Raw genomic sequence first — 21558 nt, forward strand, 5'->3', positions numbered from 1 at the left:
GTTATAGTATGCGTGCATAAAAGTGCAGGAACGATTGCCATTATGAATAATAAAACTCCTCTCTCGACTCAACCACTTATTGAAGTGAAAAATTTGAGTTTTAATCGAGGGGAACGCGTCATTTATGACAATATTAGTTTAAATATACGTCGTGGCCAGATTACGGCTATTATGGGACCTTCTGGTACAGGTAAAACAACATTATTACGTCTGATCGGTGGACAGTTAGTTCCTGATCAGGGCGAAGTTTTGCTCGACGGTAAAGATATTGCAAAAATGTCTCGTCAGGAACTTTTTTCAGCCCGTGCACGTATGGGAATGTTATTTCAGAGTGGTGCTTTATTTACGGATATGTCGGTCTATGAAAATGTGGCATTTCCGATTCGAGCACATACCAAGCTTCCTGAAAATCTAATTGCTGAACTGGTTGCATTAAAACTGGAATCAGTAGGCTTGCGTGGTTCTGAACAATTAATGCCTACAGAACTCTCAGGTGGTATGAACCGTCGTGTTGCTTTAGCACGTGCGATCGCGCTTGACCCTGATTTAATCATGTACGATGAACCGTTTGCAGGGCAAGACCCTATTGTAAAAGGCGTGTTGACACGTTTAATTCGTTCATTGCGAGAAGCTTTAGATTTAACCACAATTATTGTTTCGCATGACGTTCCCGAAACCCTTTCTATTGCTGACTACATTTATGTAGTAGCAGAAGGAAAAATTCAGGGGGAAGGAACACCAGAAGAATTACAGGCATATGCTTCTCCATTTGTGCGCCAATTCTTAACAGGTTCGGCAGAAGGACCGGTTGAATACCAATTTAGTCATCAAGCCTATTTAGATAACGAGGTTCGTCCATGAATACGATTGCCTGGTTAGGTAGACTCGTTATTGAGCGGATTCGAGGGATTGGTGTTGCGGCACTAATGCTCTTACAAATTGTTTTTTCTTTTCCTTCATCTGGTGGGTTTGGACGATTTATTTACCAAATGCATCGGGTAGGGGTGATGTCTTTGTTAATTATCACTGTGTCGGGCCTATTTATTGGTTTGGTACTGGGTTTACAAGGATATTCAATTTTAGTGAACGTCGGCAGTGAATCAATGCTAGGTACAATGGTGTCTTTAACATTGCTGCGTGAATTGGCACCTGTGGTTGCTGCGTTATTATTTGCTGGTCGAGCAGGTTCTGCATTAACAGCAGAAATTGGTTCAATGAAGCAAAGTGAACAACTTGCCAGCATGGAAATGATCGGGGTTGACCCATTAAAACAAATCGTATCACCCCGTCTTTGGGCGGGAGTGGTCAGTTTACCGATGCTAACTGTCATTTTTGCTGCGATTGGTATTGTGGGCGGTAAAATGGTAGGTGTCGATTTTCTTGGCGTCGATGAAGGCTCATTCTGGAGCGGTATGCAAAACAACGTGCAATTTGGGCATGATGTCGTAAATGGCATTATCAAAAGTATTGTGTTTGCTTTGTTATGTACATGGATTGCGGTATATCAAGGATATGCATGTGATCCAACTCCAGAAGGAATCGCAACTGCAATGACGAGAACAGTTGTATATTCTTCATTATGTGTTTTAGGTTTTGATTTCGTGTTGACTGCGGTCATGTTCGGAGGGATTTAATGAAATCACGTAGTAGTGAGCTGGCCGTAGGTATCTTTGTTATTATCTTCGGTATTGCCTTGTTCTTTTTAGCCATGAAAGTTAGTGGCCTTGTTGGTACTAATTTAAATGATAGTTATACCATGAAGGCTCAGTTTGATAACGTCAATGGTTTAAAGCCTCGTGCTAAAGTAACGATGAGCGGTGTCACAATTGGTCGTGTTGATTCAATTACCCTTGATCCAGTTACGCGTTTGGCTACGGTAACCTTTGGTTTAGATGGAAAATTGACAAGCTTTAATGCTGAGCAGCTAAAAGAAGTTCAAAAAAATGCTTTAGATGAACTACGTTATAGTTCTGATTATACGCAGGCTTCTCCAGAGCAACAAAAAGCAATGGAACAGCAACTGATCAGTAACATGTCCTCCATCACCAGTATTGATGAAGATGCTTATATAATGGTTGCAACCAATGGTTTGTTGGGTGAGAAATATTTGAAAGTCGTTCCAGGTGGTGGTTTAAACTATCTTAAACGTGGCGATACAATTTCAAATACCCAAGGAACCATGGATTTAGAAGATTTAATTAGTAAATTTATTACTGGTGGTGGCGCAGGTAAAGTTGCCGCTGGTTCATCCTCAGCAGAAGAAAAAGCTCCTGCAAGTACCGACAGCAGTGCACAGCCGTCATTTGTTGAGTAAAAGTTTATTTGAAGGAGTGGTTCCAGGTGAATACGTTGTTTAAACAAACCCTGACAGCAAGTCTTTTGTCTACTATGATTGCAGGTACAGCTTTTGCTGCACCTTCAGAAGCACCACCTGATTTTATCAAACGTGTTGCTGATGGCTTGATCGCTCGTTTAAAAGCAGATCATGCTAAGTTGCAGAACAATCCTGCTTTAGTAAAATCAATTGTACGTCAGAACTTAGACCCATATGTTGATTCACAAGCGTTCACTCGTATTGTGATGGGTACTTATGCGACGAATCAGTATAGTACAGCTGCACAGCGTGCTCAGTTTGAAACAAACTTCCGTAATACATTAATTGAAAATTACGGTAGCGCATTTGCTAAATATACAAATCAAAGCTATACCATGCGTCCTTACAAGGCAACTGCGGGTAAAAACCCTGTAGTGACATTGGACTTTAATCACAATGGTGAAAAAATTCCTGTTTCTTTCCAGTTGGCTGACAAAGGTACTCAATGGAAAATCCGTAATATCAATGTTTCTGGTATTGATCTAGGATTACAGTTCCGTAATCAGTTTGCTGCAACAGTGAAACGCAATGGCGGTGATTTAAATAAAGCAATTGCTACGTTCCAACCTGATGCAGACGCAGCTGTTAATCAAAACAAAAAGAAATAAGTAGGTGACGTGTGGTTCAGTATCTCAACCAACAATTGGTTGTTTCGGGAAAAATTGATTTTGAAAATGCGGAACAACAGTATCAAGCAGGTTTGGCCATCATAAAGAAGCAGCAAAGCTTCCCACTTGTGGTGGATTTAACTGAGCTTGAGCATGGTAGTACTTTGGCATTGGCTGTTTTAGTTCAATGGTTACGAGAGACTCCAAAAAATACTGGTTTGCATTTTAAAAATGTCCCTGAAAAAATGCTGAAGATCATTCAAGCCTGTCATTTGCAGGATGATCTGCAAATGATCTGATGTTTTTGATGTAAAAAAGCACCTATATTTAGGTGCTTTTTTATGCTCGAAATTAGCATTTTATTACAAAGCTTAGATCCATTTTTTCCAGCGGAAATAAATGATCGGCCCAATAAAGAAACCCATAATAATCAGCAAAACAACGAAGAAACTGGTCGTACCATGTGCAAAAGGTAATACGTCTGTGTTCATACCGTAAATACTGGCAATAAGCATCGGAGGAGCTAACATACTTGGTAAGATCGAGAATCGACGAATCGTATCATTCTGTTCTGTGTTAATGAATCCAGACGTCGTATCAAGTAAGAATCGTACTTTTTGGAATAAGAACGCATCATGTTCTACCAGTGAGCGTACATCTTCACTGAGCTCTCGAATGTCTGCATCATAAATATGACTGCCTAATGCACGTGGACGCGATAAGAAAGTAAGTACACGTCTTAAATCAATGAGACAAAGCTGCGCTTTCCCTAGCATGTCTTCTTGTTGAGCTAGGCGTGTAATCATGTCATCGAGATCTAGAATTTTTTCACGTTGGTGGTTATTAAGAACCTCGGTGGAATATTTTTCTAAATCTTTGTGGATATCTTCTAAGATATCCGCAAGCTCATCGAGTTTTGCTTCAAGAAGGCCTAATAAAATCCACGTTGGATCTTTATAGTCCATGTCATAGTCATTTCGGCGAGCACGGGCACGAAAGGCACGAAACGCAACTAGTTTTTCTCCACGCATCGTAAAGAGGCGGTCTTTATGTAAAATGAAAGCTACGGTTTGCACCATGGCAAGCATATGTGATGACTCTTCAGCGTCTCCATCCACCTGATAATTTTTATTTTTCGTTAAAAAATAAGTACTGATGTGCAAAATACCGTCATCATCACGGTAAAATCGTGCAGAAGATGAAATGTCTTCAAGCGACTTTAGTGTTGGTAAATTTTGGTCATAGGCATCTAATACCCATTGTTGCTCTTCTTGCGAGGGTGCAATAAGATCAAGCCAGACTAATTCGGGATGTAGATCAAATCCACCATTGATGGTGGCATCTTCCAGACTTCCGCGTTCTGTGGCATAAAAGGCTTCAAGCATGTGTCTTTTTTCCTCACGCAGTCTGATGGAAATGGATGGGTGTATTTTAGACAAGGATTTGCCGAAAAACACTTGCCAATACGCTATTTTGCAAAAAAAAACTCTATCGATAGTTTAGTTTGTCAGCATGACAGTTCAATAAAACGGTTTTTTACACTATGAAATCAATTTGTATTTTCTGTGGTTCATCTCTTGGTTCAAACCCAATTTTCCAAAAAATTGCCCAAGCTACAGGCGAGGCTATTGCAAAACAAGGGAAGACCTTGGTTTATGGTGGTGGTCGCTCAGGCCTAATGGGTGTGGTGGCCGATAGCGCCTTACAAGCAGGTGGTCAAGTCATTGGCGTGATCCCTCGTGCTTTAGTTGATCGTGAGTTAGCTCATCCGGGCTTAACCAGATTATATGTGGTTGAGAATATGCATGAGCGTAAAACCAAGATGGCGGATCTTTCAGATGGCTTCATTGCTTTGCCGGGTGGCGCTGGTACATTGGAAGAAATCTTTGAACAATGGACGTGGGCGCAATTAGGGATTCATCAAAAGCCATGTGCTTTCTTAAATGTAGCGGGCTTTTATGAAGATTTACTTAAAATGATTCAAGGAACGGTGGATAATGGATTCAGCCAAGCACGGTTCGTTGATAAATTGATCGCATCAGACAAAATTGAAGATATTCTTCAACAATTTGAGCAATATCAGGCTCCTGCTCCAAAATGGACAAACGCAGATGTCCAACCATAAACGAGGTTAAATAGGTGAAAACAATTACGGTCGCTGCCGCAGTGATCTTAAATGAGCAAAATCAGTTGTTGCTTGTGAGAAAGCGTAATACACACGCTTTTATGCAAGTAGGTGGCAAGCTGGAACCTAATGAGGCACCAGAGATCACCATGCAACGCGAAATTTTAGAAGAAGTCGGAAGCTCTTGTGTGATTGAGCAATTTATTGGTCATTTCGAAACAGTAGCTGCCAATGAGCCAGATCATATTTTGGTGAGTCATTTATACCTTGTTCAGCTCGACCAAGCACCTAAAATTGCAGCCGAAATTGCAGAAATGAAGTGGATAGATTTAAATGATTCGGAAACTCAACTTGCACCATTGACCCGAGAAATTGTCATTCCTTGGTGTGAAGAGTATTTATCTACGGTGCAATAGCCTAACTCTTCGGCGTCGCTGCTAGGCACACGGTATGAATGGATGTGCAGCCTAATTGTTTAAGTGCCTGACTGAGCGCATGAACAGAGCTTCCCGTGGTTATCACGTCATCAATAATGAGAACGCGGCGATAACGTCGTTTCTCTTGATGATGAGGTAAAAATTGTTGTTCTATATTTTCAAAGCGTTCTAGCCGAGTAAGCCCTTTTTGAGAGTGCTCGTTTAAACGTTGAATCGGTTGCCAAACAGGTATTTTTAAGTGTCTGCTTAAGATATTGGCAAGTAGTAATGATTGATTGAAACCACGCTCGATTAAACGTTGATTGGAAATGGGCATAGGTACGATCGCTTGTACCTTGGGAAATTTTAATTGTTTTAAAATTTCACCTAATAAGATCTGATAATGTAACTTTTGTTCATATTTAAACTGCTGAATAATCCGGTTAACCGGATAAGCATAATTACAAGCCACAAGAACAGAGTGATTATTACGTTGAATCGTTTGTTTAAGCCAAGGTAGCTGTTCCCAACAGTCTTTACAGAGCGAGTATTTTTCTCGCATGCCTAACTCGCACAATGAGCAAGGTGAAAATAACTGAATAAGATGTTGGAAGTTTAAAAAATTAAACATAGGCGTAGCGAGGCGCCTCAGGAAGCCAACGCTTTAATAGAGCATCTGCCTGTTCTGGATAATCTTTTAAAACTTGCTGTGCCACATAGTGGGCTTGACTCAGTAGGTGATCATCTCGCTCTAAACGAGCCACTCTAAATCCCATATCCCCAGTTTGTTTAGTCCCTAATAATTCACCCGGTCCACGTAGTTCCAGATCTTTTTCTGCAATCACAAAGCCATCATTACTTTCTCTTAAAATAGAAAGTCTCTCTTGTCCATTTTGAGAGAGAGGTGTTTTATATAAAAGTACGCAAAAACTAGCTTGAGCACCTCGACCTACGCGACCTCGTAATTGGTGTAGCTGAGAAAGCCCTAAACGCTCGGCATTTTCAATCACCATAATGGAAGAGTTAGGAACGTCTACTCCAACTTCAATCACTGTTGTTGCGATAAGAAGTTGTAATTCATTATTTTTAAATGCTTGCATTACGGCTTGCTTTTCATCAGCTTTCATTTTGCCGTGTACCAAACCAATATTGAGTTCAGGAAAGCGTTCTTTCATCTCTTGGTAAGTTGCTTCTGCTGCTTGAGCATCTAAAGTCTCAGACTGCTCAACCAATGTGCATACCCAATAGGCCTGTTTCCCATCTCTGCAATTTGAAGCAATACGTTGAAGTACTTCCTCTCGACGATCAAGAGGAATCGTAACTGTTTGAATTGGGGTACGGCCTGGAGGTAACTCATCAATTATAGATGTGTCTAAATCACCATAAGCACTCATTGCTAGAGTTCTTGGAATCGGAGTGGCTGTCATCACGAGTTGATGTGGAGTGAACTGCTCAGCACCTTTATTGCGTAAAGCTAAACGTTGGTCTACACCAAAACGATGTTGTTCATCAATAATCACTAGCCCCAATTTAGCGAAGCCAACATTGTCTTGAAATAAGGCATGGGTACCGACAATAAGTTCCGCGTGGCCTTCTTTAATCTGTTGTTCTGCTTGGGCACGGGCTTTACCTTTTTGTTTGCCAGATAACCATGCCACGGTTACACCTAATGGTTCAAACCAACGTTTAAAGTTTAAATAATGTTGTTCTGCAAGAATTTCAGTCGGAGCCATTAATGCAACCTGCCAATCTGCTTCTAAAGCATGGCAAGCGGCTACAGCGGCAACAAGGGTTTTTCCAGCACCTACGTCGCCTTGTACTAAACGTAGCATAGGTTGGTGTTGTTTTAAGTCATTTAAAATTTCTTTAGATACACGTTTTTGTGCATTGGTCATTTGAAATGGTAAAGCTTCTAATAGTTTTTTAGCTAATACTTTACTGCTTGAAAATGCAGGTGACGCAATTTGACGAATATAAGCACGGCGATTAAGTAAACTAATTTGGTGTGCAACCAGCTCTTCAAAAATAAGCCGTTGCTGAGCAGGATGCGAGCCTTGAGCCAATTGCAGCATGTTGGCATCCACAGGAGGCTCATGAATGTAATACAAAGCCTCTTTAAGCGCATAGCCATTGGTATATTGCTTTGGGAGTAGCTCTGGTAAGGCATCACTATGATGCTTTAAAGCTTGTTTAACGTATGCCCGTAATTTGGGTTGAGTTAATCCATCCGTACTTGGATAAATTGCTGTCAGCTGAGTTTTTGGAAGGGGTGTATGTTCATGAATGAGCTGAATTTCAGGATGATACATCTCAAGGCCGCGAGCACCTACACGGACTTCACCAAAAATACGTAAGCGATGACCGGGTTTTATTTTATCAGTCAGGTTTTTATAAATATGATAAAAGCGTAAGGTGACTTTACCGAATTCATCTTGCACCAAGGCTGCCATAGATTTTCGCTTTCCGGGAGGGAAATCAATTGATTTGACTTCTCCTTCGAGTAAATAGCTCCGCCCAACCACCAGTTGATTCATTGGAATAATCGTACTGCGGTCTTCATAATCACGTGGCAGATGAAACAGTAAATCATCTGTGGTAAAAATATTTAGTTTTTCGAGTAGGGCTGCTGAAGCCGATCCAACGCCTTGTAACTGATGGACTGAAGTCATGTCCCCTCAACGAGTTTTCTATGCATATATTATTTATCGGTTATGGTAAAACATCTCAGCGTGTTGCTAAACAACTATTTGAGAAAGAACATCAAATTACCACAATCAGCCGTAGTGTAAAAACGGATAGTTACGCAACACATCTTGTTCAAGATATCTTTAAACTTGATTTAAGTAAAATTGAACCTGTAGATGTCGTATATATTTTACTTTCTCCAAACGAGAGTACGGTTGAGGGCTACCAACATACTTATGTAGATAGTATTGAACCGATTCGAGATGCATTAAAAATACATCCAGTAAAAAAAATAATTGTTGTCTCTTCTACGCGGGTGTATGGTGAAAATGCAGGGGAGATCATTGATGATTTTAGTGAAATTCATCCAAATGATGCACAAGGCCACATATTGCGTAATATGGAGTTACTCTGGCAAAAATATTATCCAACTCAATCTGTAATTGTTCGTCCTACAGGTATTTATGGAACTTCCATTGCCCGCTTAAAGAAAATGGCTGAAAATAATCAAAGTTATCCAAATATACATTATAGCAATCGAATACATATTGATGATTTAGCAAGATTTTTGGCTTTTATGGCTGATTACGAAAGTCATCAAGCAAGCTATATTGTGACTAATAATCAACCATTACCTTTACATGAAGTTATTGTGTGGTTTCAAAAACAATTGGGATTGCCAGAATTAACTTTAGAATCAAACCAAATTTCAGGTAAAAGAATTTATGCAAAACATTTGCCAGCAACGGGTTTTCAGTTAGAACACCCAATTTGCTTTAATGACTATTTATTATGTTTAAATGTTCATAGCACTAAATAAAATTTTGATTAAACTTTAAATAAGAACAGAAATACCTGATGAGGCAGTCAAATTGCCGATAAAGATAAAAAGGTTGAAAGTGAAAAAAATTTGTTTAGCTCTTGTTTTGAGCGTAACAGCTGTTGCGAGTTGGGCCGAGGATCAGGTATGGTGTGCCTATGATCCAATTGGGTCCCAAGGGGATATTACTCGTCGTTTAAATGACATTCGATTATATGCCCAACAATATCAAGTCAAATTTAAAGTGGTTACCTATCAAAAAGAACAGCAAGCCATACAAGCTTTTGATGATGGGAAATGTTCGGGTTTAGCTGCATCCAATTTCAATACTTATCGTTATAACCAGTTTATGGGAAGTACCGCGGGTATAGGGCTTATTCCTAATAACCGTACGGCCAAAAGCTTTTTGCAGCTTTTAAATCATCCAACAATTGAAAAAAGGTTAGTTTCTAAGAATTATGAAGCTATAGGAATGATTCCCATTGGAACTGCTTACATGGTTCTAAAAAATAAGAACCTCTCTAGAGTCGCTCAATTAAGAAATCAGCGTATTGGGGTGTTACCCAACAATCCACCACAACAAGCACTGGTACGAAGTGTAGGTGCTCAGCCAGTTTATGTCGATTTATCTAACGCGATTGCGCAGTTTAAGCAAAATAAAATCGATATTATTGCTGCCCCAGTGTATGGATTATTGCCGTATAACTTACAAAAAGAATTTGGACCAAATACTCAAGTCATTAATTTTCCTTTGGCATATTTCGGTGTCAATTTAATTATTAAGCCGCAAGCTTATCCTGCTAATTTTGGCCGGAAAATTCGAGGATGGTTTGTTCAAAATAGCCAATTGCTGACGAATCGTGCGACACAATGGGAAAATCATTTACCTGCTTATTATTGGGTAGATGTCTCTTTTTATGAGAAGCAAAGTTATGACGTAATGGTTGCCAAAATACGTAATCAGTACGTTCTTTCAGGTTATTACGATGCTTATTTCGTTCAGCTTATGAAGCGCTTACGTTGTATGGACGATCCACGTTATTTTGAATGTCCAATTCGCTAATAAAATAAAAGGCAACCGAAGTTGCCTTTTATTTTGACTGAAGACTTTAAGCTTTTTTGCGTTTTAAACGGCGTTTAGCTTGTTGAGATGCCATTGCTTCAAGAGCATCTTTCAATTCTTCGTCGGTAAAGGTGGTGATGTGCTGTAACATTTGTAAGGTTACTTCATCAAGTACCAACTGTGCACCAGCAGCCATTTGACGGAAGTTATCATCAAACTCAATTTGGCCTTGGTCATTGGTACGAATATAATTTTGCTGTGTAAGCACTTTTAAGAAACTTTGGAATAAAGCTTTGTCGAAGAACTCTGGCGAATTAAATTCATATAGAACTGATAAACGTTGTCCTAATAAATGACTTAACTCTTCAACTTGTTTAGCAGAGATATTACCTGAACCACGTTGAGTAATGAGCGCAAGTGTCATGTAGTAACGCTCAAGACTTTGCTTAACTGGCGTTGCTAAAACAACAAGCTGATTATGCTCTTCTGTATTTGGTGCAGAGCTAATCAAGTTACCTTCATCGTCTTGTTGAATAAGGTTAGATTGAACTAGAGCATCTGCATATTGCTCAACTTGTGCCTTAAGCTCGCTGCTCTTCCATTTAAGGAATAACTCAGCTTTCAAGAATGGATAGAGCGTATAGATGACATTGGTTAAATCTGAACGACTGATTTTCCCATTGTGTTCAACAAGTGATGCTACCAGAGAAGGTAAAACAAAGGCGTGCAAGATGTTATTACGGAAGTAAGTCAGAAGAACAGCTTGGTTATCTTCAATCGCAATAATATCGCCAAGCGCATGCTGAACGCGTTTAATGAGTTTAAGCTTTAAACCATACGCAATAATTTCTTTACCAGAAAGTGGCGTTACTTCCATACGTTGGTCATATGGGAAGTTCGATGCCAAGTTACGATAAGCTTCTAGCTGCTTAATACAAATTTCTTCATCAAGCGTATGCTTTGGAGTCGCAAGCAAAATAATAGAAAGTAAAGAAACAGGGTTAATCACCACAGCTCGGTTAATATTTTCTAAAATTGCATGTGCAGAGCTATTTACTGCATCTGAAACAGCTTGAGGAATTGGGTCGTCATTTTTCTCGATATAAACGTTTTCTGCATTATGTTGCTTAAGCAGATCATCAAGGAAAACGGGTTCACCAAAGTTCACGTGGACTTTACCAAAAATACGTTCAATTTTTCGTAAGGTTTTCACAATACCAAAAATAGATTCGGCCTCTTTTGGCTTACCTTGCATTTCGCCTACGTAAGTTGAGCCTTCCATGAGTCGTTCATAACCAATATAAGTTGGTAAGAAAACGATCGGTTTAGCACGGCCACGTAAATGGCTGTGAACTGTCATGGCAAGCATACCGGTTTTAGGCGGTAATAAACGTCCAGTACGTGAACGTCCACCTTCAATAAAGTATTCAAGAGGCGTGTTGCGTGACAAAATACTATATAGATATTCTTTAAATACAGTAGTGTAGAGTCCATTTCCACGGAAAGAGCGGCGAATGAAGAATGCACCGCCACCACGTAGAAGCTGTCCAACAAAAGGTAAGTTTAAGTTATCGCCCGCAGCAATATACGGAACCATTAAGCCACGCTTATAGATCACATATGACAATAATAAATAGTCAATGTGACTGCGGTGGCAAGGTGTGTAGACAACTTCATAATCTTTCGCTAGTTCACGAACTGTACTAAAGTTATGTACTTCTACGCCGTCATAAAGCTGAGTCCATAAGCGCGTTAAGGCAAGGTCAGCAAAGCGCACTGCTGAGTGTGAATAATCCGATACGATTTCATTCACATAGCCGATCGCACGGCGTTCCGCTTCAAGCATGCTCACTTTTCCGCGAATACTTTCACGGCGGATTGCTTCTTGCACATCACGAGATTTAACAACCGATTGCATGACATTGCGGCGATCCGACAAATCGGGGCCTAACACGACTTCACGCTGACGGTCTAAATAATCATTTAACGTACTTACAATATAAGTTGCTGGTGAAAGATTTGGATAATGCTGCTGTGCATAATCAACCAATTCACGTAGCGATTGTGGTTCATGAAATTCTAAATAAGACTGACGGCCATGCAAACCAATATTAACCAGCTGCTTAACTGTGCTTGGTGTTGCCCATGTGTCTGAAAATAATAATTTAAACCAAGAATCTTCTTTATCTGGCGAACGGCCCCATAAAACTGTAACCGGAACAAGCTCTATATCAAGTTCAGGGTTTTCTTGTAAAACTTCAATCAGTTTTATTAAACGCGGTGGAAAAGCATGAGGAGGCGGATTCAGTAAATTGTTTTCATCATTGTGCTGTAAAAATAAAACTGATGCTTTTTCCTGATGAGTACCCACAATGAGTGGGTCTAACGCAGGTTTTAAATTTAAACGACGCGTTTCTCCATCAACCACTAAAGCATTGCTTCGAGAGTGGTTTTGTAAGACGTAACAAACCACTTTTTGGCGGTCAGTTTTTGCTTCTGTTTCTGTTGTTTCTGATACTGGTTCAGTAGGAACTTCCCCAAGAACATGTGGTGTTACCACGAGGTCAAGTAGTTTACTCGAAAGCCGACGATACATTTGACCAAACCCACTCTTGGACATAAGAACTCCTACTTCTTAAAGACAAATCCCAGCACCAAATGCAGAGGGTAATTATTTTGAGGCATTTATTAAAAAAAACAATATGCTACTTTCTTATAAATTATAATGCTTTTGGCATATTTTATCGTTAAAAATCGTATTTTTAGCTGTTATATGAGCAATGTTCGTCAGAAGTTGACTGATTGTTCCATGTTCAAATAGTTTTTTATGGCACAATAGATTCTACACATCTGTACTTTAATACGATTTTTTACCTGAAATATGAAGGTATCTCTCATGAATGCGTTAACCCAAGAACTTGTCGATCTTCTTACTTTAGAAAAGCTAGAAGAAAATATTTACCGTGGCATAAGCCGTAATCTTGTCGGTAAACGTGTCTTTGGTGGGCAGGTTTTGGGTCAGGCTTTACGTGCGGCATCTTATACAACCGATCGCCCAGCGCATTCTTTGCATGCATATTTTTTATATGGTGGCGATATTAATGCCCCAATTATCTATGAAGTAGACCGTTTACGTGATGGGAAGAGTTTCGTAAGCCGTCAGGTTCGTGCCATTCAACACGGACGAGTTATCTTTTCGGCGATGGTTTCTTTTGCTAACCCTGAAGAAGGCTTGAACTATCAACATCAAGAACCAGAATATCCAGCACCAGAGACTCTTAAATCTGAAAATGAGCTCAAAGAAGGTATTTTAAACTTCGTACCTGAAAATGTTCGTGCTAGTTTCATGCGTGAGCGTCATGTAGAAATCCGCCCAATTGATCCGGTAAATCCATTTCAGCCGCAACCTGAAGCGCCGTATAATGCGCACTATATCCGCACACATGACCGTATTCCAAAACAATTAGATGATATTGCTTTGCATCAAGCAATTGTTGCGTTTTATTCAGACTTTACCTTAATGACAACTGCTTTGAGACCGCATGGGCTTAGCTATATTTCTCCAAGTTTGCAGTGTGCGAGTATTGATCATGCCATCTATTTCCATCGCCCGCTGCGTGCTGATGAATGGATGCTTTACGATATGGAAGCAACCGTTAGCGCAGCTTCTCGCGGCTTGAACTTTGGCCGTATGTGGCAAAATGGCCAACTTGTATGCAGTACCGTGCAAGAGGGTTTAATTCGTTTGCGGGAAATTGAAACGCAATAAGTTTATTTATAAAGCCATCTGATTAGATGGCTTTTTTATTTTTAATTGAAACGATGTGACAAAAAATTGCTCGTATGAAAAGCAAGCTCATGTCATATTTGCAAAAGGATTGCCAACTGAAAAAAATAATGCTGATATGAACTTAAACACACAAATTCTTATTGCGGCCATTTTAGGCTTAGCCTTTGGTTTTATATTAACGTTGTATCCCGATACTGCGTTTGTAAAACATAGTTTATATGGGTTAGGCATATTAAGTAGTGTCTTTATTGGGCTGCTTAAAATGTTGTTGGTGCCTTTGATTTTTAGCTCGATTGTTGTGGGTGTATCTAATTTGCAGGCGGGAGGGCAGTTAGGTCCAGTCTGGAAAATTACCTTTTTATGTTGTTTGACTACAACAACATTAGCTTTAATTTTAGGTATAAGTTGTGCTCATCTATTTGAAGTAGGGCGCGGTATAGATATCTCTATTTTCCAAACGTCTATGCAAAACTATCAGGCACCAGATAGTTTAAATCCTGCAAGTTTTTTCACTAATTTTATTCAAAATACATTAATTAACCCATTTAAAGCATTTAGCGATGGTAACGTTTTAGCTGTTGTGGTGTTTGCACTATTTGTTGGTGTTGCTTTAGTCCATGGCGGTGAGCGTTTTAAAAGTATTCGCGTATTAAGTCATCAATTTTTTGAAATGATGATGATGCTAGTCGGCTGGGTAATGAAGCTAGCACCTTTGGGTATTTTTGCTTTATTAGCAAAGTTAATGGCAACGGAAGATATTTCGGTACTCAGTCGTTTGGCTGAGTTTGCTGTTGTAGTGACAGGGACTACCATTTTTCATGGCGCTGTTGTTTTACCGTTACTACTTTGGATTTTTGGCCGCATGAGTCCTTGGGCTTTTTTCAAAGGAACACGTACAGCGCTAATTACAGCATTTGCAACCAGCTCTAGTTCTGCCACAATGCCCCTTAGTATGAAATGCGCACAGGAAAACTTAGGAGTTCGTCCGCAAACAGCTGGTTTTGTAATTCCTTTAGGTACACAGCTTAATATGGATGGCACAGCACTATATGAAGCAGCCGCTGCATTGTTTGTCGCAAATTTGGTGGGGCTAGACTTAAACCTGACACAACAAATTATTGTGTGTTTAACAGCAATGATTGCATCACTAGGGGCCCCTGGAATTCCAAGTGCAGGTATGGTTACCATGATTATGGTTTTACAGTCTGTAGGTTTACCGGCTGAAGCAATTGCAATTTTACTTCCGATTGATCGCCTATTGGATACGGTAAGAACAGTGGTAAATGTGCAGGGTGATATGATGATTAGCGTGGTTGTTGACCGTTATACAAAAGATAAAGATATCAGTGTCTAATCTCCTAAATAAAAAAGCAGGATTTTAAATCCTGCTTTTTTATTTTTAAGCCGCTTGTAACTCGGCTCTTTTTGCTGCTGGAGATTGCGATAAATAACTTACCGCATCTTCAGTGCTGCCTTCTTTAACTGGATCATACCAAGGCATGAGGTAATCAATTTGTTGGGCAATCAGCCAAAATGGGTTTGGTAAAACCTGATTATCTTTTCTGCTAATTTTATACCACTCTACAGCAACCCATACTGGGAAAAATCTAGATTTAGCAGCATTAGCAAAACGTGGATCTTGTTTCATAATATGTGCAGCGCCATCTACCCATAATCCAAGCACCAGTACAATCACTGCAAGCTTAAATAGTAGCGTGGAATATATCCACCACCCAAATGGCGATATAAATCAAAAGCAACGGTACGGTGTTCAATTTCTTCTGAACCATGCCATTTAACCAGATCGACCATTTCAGGGTCAGCGCCTAATTCTTCCCAACGCTCGTTATAGAGTGCATATTTCCCTAATACACAGGTCATATGCTCAACAGTTGCAATAACGCCCAAACGGAAAAGGTCCCATTGCCCTTGTAGAAATTGAGGGACTTCTTTGTCGAATGGTTTATCTGCTAAGGCAGTGGTAAATAGATAATTCATAATGTCCAGATTTCGCTGGATATCAATATTACGTGCACTTAAATATTCTTTATTGGCAGAAGTATGCGCATTGGCATGCATAGCTTCTTGGCGGATAAATGCTTGCACATCCTGTTTAAGTTTTTCATCTTTAATTTGCGGTAAAACTTTATTGTACAAACGACAAAACCAAAATTCTCCAGCAGGTAAGATGTTATTAATTTCATTAATAAAATAACTTGCGAAAGGCTGATTTGGAATCCAGTCAACAGGGGTATCTTTCCAGTCAAATTTTACTTTACGTGGAAGAATTTTATAGTCAATAGAAGAACCTAAAGCCTTGTTCTTCAAAAAAGATAACAATTTCATCATTTAGTCCTGATTTTTAACTCGATGAAGTTATAACGAGTATAAAAAAAGCCCCTACATTTGTGTTTAGCAATAGGGGCCAATTTGAAAATAAATTTAATAAAGAAATTGTATCTGTTTTGACGATTTACTCTTCAGTATCCTCATCTGATGCTTCAGGGATCGCGTCAACGTCAAATTCCGGCTCTTGATCAAGCGTAAAATGTAGGCGTCCAGCCATAACACTTGCTAGCTCTTCTAAACCTAACTTATTAAGTGAGGAGAAAAGTTGAATCGAGAAATCAAGCTTCATTTTTTTTAGTTGTTGCTTAACTTCTAATAGCACTTTGTTTGCAGGGCCACGATTAAGTTTGTCTGCTTTCGTTAAGAGAATATGAACAAAGAGATGACGTGAATAAGCCCACTCTAGCATCATCATGTCGAAATGCTGTAGAGGATGGCGAATATCCATAAGTAATACTAAGCCTTGTAAGCTTTTACGATGGATTAAATAGTTCTCTAATTCTTTTTGCCATACTCGTTTCATATCTTCAGGTACGGCTGCATAGCCATAGCCAGGAAGATCGACTAAACGTTGATCGGGGTTGCCTAGACTAAAGAAGTTAATCATCTGAGTACGGCCAGGTTTTTTAGAGGCGCGCGCTAGCTGTTTTTTGTTAGTTAAGGCATTGATAGCACTGGACTTACCGGCATTTGAGCGTCCTGCAAAAGCGATCTCGTAGCCACTATCTTCAACACAAAGTGCCAATTTAGGTGCACTCATTAGAAACTCAGCTTGGCGTAACCAGTTGAGTGATTGCACAGCATATGCCGTGATCGCTGGATCTGGTTTCTTTTCATAGCTGATCTTTTGCTTGGGTGCGAGTCTGGCTTTGGTGTCTTTCGATTTTTCACTACGACGCATAAAAAATAACTTTTTAAATGAGAGGGCTCGCGCCTAGTATAAAGGAGCTTGGGTATTCTTGCTAATTTTCAATAAGTCGACTTATCAAAATCAGTAGAGCTTAGATTTGTAAAAATGCAATAGGGGAGTTGGCAGGAGCAGATTTTGATTGCTGCAAAACTTCTCCGAGTGTGTATTGATCTAGACTTTGGTAAAAGCTCTCTAAAGCCTGATCTAAAATACCTTTTAAACCACAGTGACTGCGTAATACACAAGGTGGTGTATTACATTCAACAATTTGATTGTCGCCCTGTAATATTCGAACAATTGAACCTAAATTTGAGTTAAGTGCATCTGGATTTAAGCGAATTCCGCCGCCTTTTCCACGAATGGTAATAATCCATTCCTGCTTGCCCATGAAGTGAACAACTTTAACTAGATGGTTTTGTGAAACATGCAAATCTTTCGCGATTTCTGCAATCGTGTAGGGTGCATCACTTGGGCGTGCAACATACATTAAGAGTCGTAATGCATAATCGGTAAATTTATTAAGCTGCATGATCACCAAAAATGGAAGAGATTAAAAGGATGATCATCTTAGCCTGAAAGTCTAAATAAGAAAACTTTCAGGCAAAAGGTTTTTACATTACAGCGTTAAAGGGGCTGAAACCTGTACTTGATCACCCACTCTATAATGCTCAAGTAGAATATTAGCAACTGAAAACTCAGTATGATTTTCTTCGGGCTGCACTTCAAAGTGATACGAGTTATCTTCTTGAGCTTCGGTAAATTTAAAAGCTTTCGGTTGTTCAAGTTGTTGTTCGGGAACTTGTACTTTAACTGAAATAAAGGCATTTGCTGGGCTAGTCAGTACGTCTTCATGGTCAGTTGCTTTTAAAGTGAAGCGTTTGCCAGATTCCAAAGGATCAATTTGAGTAATTTCAAATGAACGCCAGCCAGCCCATCCACCTTTTAAGCTTTCAAGTTGTTCATATTTTTGTTTTTCAACACCAATCAAGATATCAGCCAACTGTAAGTATGCTTGTTTCCACGCTTCAATAAGCTCTGATTCGAATGGCACGTTAAGTACTTCACTAATTGAATGAAGCAAGTTGTCCCCAACAATTGCATATTGCTCTGGTTGAATATCTAAGCTCACGTGTTTAGTGGTGATGCGTTCTACCGCTTTAGCGAGCACGGTAGGGTTCTCAATATTTTCTGCATAAGCAAGCACAGCAGCTGCAAGAGCACGTGGCTGACGTAAGCTGGTTTGGTCATCTAAATTAAAAACATTTTTTAACTCGGGATTGTTATTAAGCATGCGCTTATAAAAGTATGTAGTCAGCGTAACGCCGTGTTCACGTAAAACCGGTACAGTAGATTTAACAAGTTCAATTTGTTGTGGAGTCATGGCTAGACCTTATTTATCTGGCTATATAAGATGTATTTAAAATACATTTTTAAAAAATTAATGGCAATAACTTTTTTATAAAAAACCATAAAAAAATTAGGGGATATAAAATCCCCTAAAATTAAAGCAATTTTTTTAATATTTTTATTTACCAAATAAAGAGCCGAGCAAGCCCCTTACGAGTTTTTGGCCGGTACTTCCTCCTAAACTGCGTGCAGCACTTTTGGCAAAAGTTCCCACAATGTCTTGTGTGAGTTTAGCTCGTTCACGGGCTGCTCTTTCTTCCTCTTTTAATTGCTCACGTGCCAAACGTTCCTGCTCTTTAGCTTGCTGTTTTGCTAAAGTTTCTTGTTCTTTAGCTTGTTGTTTTGCTAAAGTTTCTTGTTCTTTAGCTTGTTGTTTTGCAAGTTCGGCGTCTTGCTGCTGTTGTTCGCGTTCAGCAACTTTATTCTGTAGCATTTCATAGGCACTATCACGATCTACAGCTTGTTCATAAACCCCAGCAATAATACTTTGCGAGATTAAAGTCTGACGCTCTTCTGGAGTGATCGGTGTAAATGCAGAGTACGGAGGCATAACCCAACCACGTTCTACAATCTGTGGTGTACCTTGCTCATCTAGACAGCTAATGAGTGCCTCACCAACACCAAGTTGGGTAATAGCTTCATCAACTTTAAACTCGGGATTAGCACGGAAAGTGTCTGCTGCGGTTTTTACAGCTTTTTGATCTTTAGGGGTGAATGCACGTAATGCATGTTGAACGCGATTACCAAGTTGACCAAGAACGCTTTCGGGTAAATCGAGTGGGTTTTGAGTAATAAAGTAGATACCCACCCCTTTGGAGCGGATTAAACGTACCACTTGTTCAATTTTGTCTTGTAGAGCTTGGCTGGCATTATCAAATAACAAGTGAGCTTCATCAAAGAAAAACACGAGTTTAGGCTTATCCATATCACCCACTTCTGGTAGCTGTTCAAATAACTCTGAAAGCATCCATAAGAGGAAAGTGGCATATAACTTAGGTGTATTCATGAGCTTGTCAGCAGCAAGAATATTGATATAACCGTGTCCGTTTGCATCGGTTTGGATAAAATCCAGAATATTTAAAGCTGGTTCCCCAAAGAACTGTTCTCCACCTTGGTCGGCAAGAGCGAGTAAGTTGCGCTGAATGGCACCTAGGCTGGCTGGAGATAAATTACCATACTCGGCTTTAAACTCAGCTGCATGTTCACTCACAAAAGTGATCATGGCTTTTAAATCTTTAAAATCGACTAATAGTAACCCTTGGTCATCTGCAATGCGGAATACAGCAGATAACACACCTTCTTGGGTATCATTTAAATTGAGCATGCGAGCCAATAAAATTGGCCCAATTTCAGAAATAGTGGTTCGGATAGGATGGCCTTGCTGACCAAATAAATCCCAAAAAACAACTGGGTTCGCTGCGAATGGAACACTATCAATTTGTAAAAGTTTTAAGCGTTCATTAAATTTATCGGAAGCTTCACCAGCTTTTGCAAGACTCGAAACATCGCCTTTAGCATCGGCAAGAAATACTGGCACACCGATTCGAGAGAAACTCTCTGCTAGAACTTTTAACGTAACTGTTTTACCTGTACCTGTGGCGCCTGCAATAAGTCCATGACGGTTAGCAAACTGGGGAAGTAAAACAATTTCTTTTGATGTGTCCTTAATATTTTTAGCAATAACAATCGGTGTACCCATATATTTTTATCCTATGGTTTGAGTCACTATAATGTTGTCGTTTTACAGTTGTTTCAGTGCATTTTCGATATCTTGTATCAAATCTTGCGGATCTTCTAGTCCTATACAGAATCGAACCAATAATCCTTGTTGTAAATGTGTATTCTCAAGTTTTCTCATCATTTTTAAATCATAAAGCATAATCAGGCTAACGGGTCCACCCCAGCTAAAACCGAGCTTAAATAACTCTAATGCATCGCAGAAACGACGTACTGCTGTAATGTCATATTCAGGTTTAAAAATAACACTCACTAAACCTGCACTTTGATCAGTTGTGCATATTTCTTGCCAGTATTGATGGCCTGGTGAGGATTCATCACTTGGGTGTAGAACTTGTGCAAATTGGCGTTGGTCCTTTAGCCACTTAAGTAAAGTTTGAGCATTGGCTGACTGTTGTTCATAGCGTAAAGACATATGAGCAAGGCTGCGTTGAACTTGAGCCGCATCATCTCCAGAGATTGCGATGCCTAAAATGGCGTGTGTGCGGAATAGGCGGTGATGAAGTTTCTCATCACGAGTTACAATGCTGCCCATTAGGATGTCACCACCACCACTTGGATATTTTGTTAATGCGTGAACGGTTAAATCGACTGATAGATGTTCATCAGAAAAATTAAAAGCATTAAACGCAAGCCCAGCTCCCCAAGTGTTATCTAGAGCTGTCAATACACCATGCTTTTTAGCTTTCTTGACTAGATTTTTAAGATCAGGGAATTCTAAAGTAACTGAACCTGCAGCTTCTAACCATAATAGTTTACTTCTTTCGGTAGGTTGAAAACTTGCAGCGTCAATGGGGTTATATACTTTAACAATAATGCCATATTGACTTTGTAGATAAGTTAAATGTTCTAGATTTGGCCCGTAAATATTGTCTGGAACCCATACTTCATCATTAGTGCTTAAAAATGCTGAGTTCACAATATTAATTGCGGATAGGCCACTCGGTGCAAGCAAACAATGCAAACCACCTTCAATTTGCGCAATATTGTCGCCTAAGGTGAATGTAGTAGGGGTGCCATGTGTTCCATAGCTATAGTCATACTTATCAGTCCAGTGACGATCAAAAAGGTGCGAAGTTGATTTGAAAATGATAGTCGATGCGCGAAATAAGGGAGGTTGCACTGTTTCAATGAATTGCGGAGCCTTTCTTGGGGCATGAATGAGACGAGTCTGGAAATCGTTATGCTTTTTCATAGTGCGTTATGTTTTAAATGATAAAGTTAGATTAAGAGAAATTTAAATTCTTCGCTAGATTTATAAAGTTTTGTAAGAC

21 protein-coding genes and 1 pseudogene are annotated in these 21558 nt (G+C 39.6%); 11 read left to right on the forward strand and 11 right to left on the reverse strand.

The features are described 5' to 3' along the window. The first annotated feature begins 42 nt into the window (after positions 1-42). The 5 genes from WBW42_RS05495 to WBW42_RS05515 are packed head-to-tail and all read left to right on the forward strand — an operon-like array spanning position 43 to position 3281. Positions 43-861, forward strand: coding sequence for an ABC transporter ATP-binding protein (locus WBW42_RS05495; protein WP_002116999.1), 819 nt, complete (start codon positions 43-45; stop codon positions 859-861). Next, a complete protein-coding gene (gene mlaE, locus WBW42_RS05500) occupies positions 858-1634 on the forward strand; it encodes a lipid asymmetry maintenance ABC transporter permease subunit MlaE (protein ID WP_002117010.1) in 777 nt (258 codons plus the stop codon). The genes WBW42_RS05495 and mlaE overlap by 4 nt, the downstream gene beginning before the upstream one ends. Beyond that, a complete protein-coding gene (gene mlaD, locus WBW42_RS05505) occupies positions 1634-2314 on the forward strand; it encodes an outer membrane lipid asymmetry maintenance protein MlaD (protein ID WP_005067241.1) in 681 nt (226 codons plus the stop codon). Before mlaE ends, mlaD begins: the two co-directional genes overlap by 1 nt. Positions 2315-2340: 26 nt before the next feature. Beyond that, positions 2341-2982, forward strand: coding sequence for an MlaC/ttg2D family ABC transporter substrate-binding protein (locus WBW42_RS05510; protein WP_002116826.1), 642 nt, complete (start codon positions 2341-2343; stop codon positions 2980-2982). Positions 2983-2993: 11 nt separating this feature from the next. Further along, complete coding sequence (locus WBW42_RS05515) at positions 2994-3281, forward strand: STAS domain-containing protein (RefSeq protein ID WP_005078357.1); 288 nt, start codon at positions 2994-2996, stop codon at positions 3279-3281. A 72-nt stretch (positions 3282-3353) separates the two neighbouring features. On the opposite strand, the gene WBW42_RS05520 is transcribed toward WBW42_RS05515, so the two are convergent. Then, positions 3354-4367, reverse strand: a complete 1014-nt coding sequence (locus WBW42_RS05520; protein WP_002116978.1) for a magnesium and cobalt transport protein CorA — start codon at positions 4365-4367, stop codon at positions 3354-3356. 158 nt (positions 4368-4525) lie between these two features. Between WBW42_RS05520 and WBW42_RS05525 the strand changes: the two genes are divergently transcribed. Together WBW42_RS05525 and WBW42_RS05530 are read left to right on the forward strand one after the other, a co-directional pair. After that, positions 4526-5107, forward strand: coding sequence for an LOG family protein (locus WBW42_RS05525; protein ID WP_005067248.1), 582 nt, complete (start codon positions 4526-4528; stop codon positions 5105-5107). Positions 5108-5121: 14 nt separating this feature from the next. Then, positions 5122-5523 (forward strand): NUDIX hydrolase, encoded by a 402-nt coding sequence (locus tag WBW42_RS05530; RefSeq protein WP_005078355.1) that lies wholly within the window; start codon positions 5122-5124, stop codon positions 5521-5523. Position 5524: 1 nt separating this feature from the next. Here WBW42_RS05530 and WBW42_RS05535 read toward each other — a convergent pair whose 3' ends face one another. Further along, positions 5525-6154: a ComF family protein gene (locus tag WBW42_RS05535; RefSeq protein ID WP_016806074.1), complete on the reverse strand. Its 630-nt coding sequence runs from the start codon at positions 6152-6154 to the stop codon at positions 5525-5527. Next, entirely contained in the window at positions 6147-8192 is a 2046-nt protein-coding gene (recG, locus tag WBW42_RS05540) for an ATP-dependent DNA helicase RecG (RefSeq protein ID WP_019767455.1), read from the reverse strand. Before recG ends, WBW42_RS05535 begins: the two co-directional genes overlap by 8 nt. Positions 8193-8212: 20 nt before the next feature. Here recG and WBW42_RS05545 point away from each other — a divergent pair, with 20 nt between their 5' ends. Then, complete coding sequence (locus tag WBW42_RS05545) at positions 8213-9028, forward strand: NAD(P)H-binding protein (protein ID WP_032057359.1); 816 nt, start codon at positions 8213-8215, stop codon at positions 9026-9028. Positions 9029-9107: 79 nt separating this feature from the next. Continuing rightward, positions 9108-10091 (forward strand): putative solute-binding protein, encoded by a 984-nt coding sequence (locus WBW42_RS05550; protein ID WP_032057360.1) that lies wholly within the window; start codon positions 9108-9110, stop codon positions 10089-10091. 46 nt (positions 10092-10137) lie between these two features. Here the strand turns inward: WBW42_RS05550 and plsB are convergent, their stop codons facing one another. Beyond that, positions 10138-12711 (reverse strand): glycerol-3-phosphate 1-O-acyltransferase PlsB, encoded by a 2574-nt coding sequence (gene plsB, locus WBW42_RS05555; RefSeq protein WP_032057361.1) that lies wholly within the window; start codon positions 12709-12711, stop codon positions 10138-10140. A gap of 276 nt (positions 12712-12987) precedes the next feature. Here plsB and WBW42_RS05560 point away from each other — a divergent pair, with 276 nt between their 5' ends. Both WBW42_RS05560 and WBW42_RS05565 read left to right on the forward strand, forming a co-directional pair. Continuing rightward, the gene (locus WBW42_RS05560) at positions 12988-13860 is read left to right on the forward strand and encodes an acyl-CoA thioesterase (protein WP_002116924.1); all 873 of its coding nucleotides are present in this window, start codon (positions 12988-12990) and stop codon (positions 13858-13860) included. 109 nt (positions 13861-13969) lie between these two features. Beyond that, positions 13970-15235, forward strand: a complete 1266-nt coding sequence (locus WBW42_RS05565) for a dicarboxylate/amino acid:cation symporter (protein ID WP_032057363.1) — start codon at positions 13970-13972, stop codon at positions 15233-15235. Between the two features lie 45 nt (positions 15236-15280). Here WBW42_RS05565 and WBW42_RS05570 read toward each other — a convergent pair. The 7 genes and pseudogenes from WBW42_RS05570 to WBW42_RS05600 all read right to left on the reverse strand — a co-directional run bounded on the left by WBW42_RS05570 (position 15281) and on the right by WBW42_RS05600 (position 21479). Further along, positions 15281-16230 (reverse strand): annotated as a pseudogene (locus WBW42_RS05570) (metal-dependent hydrolase). Positions 16231-16354: 124 nt separating this feature from the next. Further along, entirely contained in the window at positions 16355-17131 is a 777-nt protein-coding gene (gene yihA / locus WBW42_RS05575) for a ribosome biogenesis GTP-binding protein YihA/YsxC (RefSeq protein WP_002116788.1), read from the reverse strand. Between the two features lie 100 nt (positions 17132-17231). Further along, a complete protein-coding gene (locus WBW42_RS05580; RefSeq protein WP_002116968.1) occupies positions 17232-17669 on the reverse strand; it encodes an RrF2 family transcriptional regulator in 438 nt (145 codons plus the stop codon). A gap of 87 nt (positions 17670-17756) precedes the next feature. Further along, positions 17757-18521 (reverse strand): globin domain-containing protein, encoded by a 765-nt coding sequence (locus WBW42_RS05585; RefSeq protein WP_017386986.1) that lies wholly within the window; start codon positions 18519-18521, stop codon positions 17757-17759. Positions 18522-18523: 2 nt separating this feature from the next. Next, positions 18524-18676 carry a hypothetical protein gene (locus WBW42_RS05590; protein WP_014207750.1) on the reverse strand — a complete coding sequence of 51 codons (153 nt, stop codon included), beginning with the start codon at positions 18674-18676 and terminating at the stop codon, positions 18524-18526. Then, positions 18666-20246 (reverse strand): helicase HerA-like domain-containing protein, encoded by a 1581-nt coding sequence (locus WBW42_RS05595; protein ID WP_032057365.1) that lies wholly within the window; start codon positions 20244-20246, stop codon positions 18666-18668. Before WBW42_RS05595 ends, WBW42_RS05590 begins: the two co-directional genes overlap by 11 nt. Before the next feature lie 42 nt (positions 20247-20288). After that, positions 20289-21479, reverse strand: coding sequence for a PLP-dependent transferase (locus WBW42_RS05600; RefSeq protein ID WP_002116687.1), 1191 nt, complete (start codon positions 21477-21479; stop codon positions 20289-20291). Positions 21480-21558 lie beyond the last annotated feature (79 nt).

The organism is Acinetobacter sp. LT1 (genome assembly GCF_059800965.1).